Consider the following 355-nt stretch of genomic DNA (forward strand, 5'->3'; position numbering starts at 1 on the left):
ACAAAAAATCTCCTTAAGAATTCTTGAACGCTGAACACATTCTAACATTTCTTGTTTGATGTCTTTTATCCATAATTCTTGCGGAGATTCAAAGCCCATTTTGTTATACCGCCAAATAATAGATTTTGGTAGTAAATCTTGCATTGATTCTCTTAAAAGATATTTTAAATAACCTTTTTGGAATTTTACTTCTAAGGGTAAAGACAAAACAAATTCAACAATTCTATAATCTAAATAAGGAAGTCTAGCTTCTACACCAAATGCCATAGAATCCCTATCTTCAAAACGCAATAAAGCTTGGAGATTATTTTGCATTAATTCGCGTATGTTAAAAGAAAAAAAGGATTGATAGTCA

Annotated in this window: 1 protein-coding gene; it reads right to left on the bottom strand. The window is 29.9% G+C overall.

Annotated elements, in window-relative coordinates; translation table 11 throughout:
• A partial coding sequence (locus CCZ01_RS10145; protein WP_220106553.1) for an asparagine synthase-related protein occupies positions 1-315 on the bottom strand: 315 nt, incomplete at its 3' end.
• Positions 316-355: the final 40 nt, after the last annotated feature.

The organism is Helicobacter monodelphidis, assembly GCF_003288845.1.
Taxonomy (GTDB): domain Bacteria; phylum Campylobacterota; class Campylobacteria; order Campylobacterales; family Helicobacteraceae; genus NHYN01.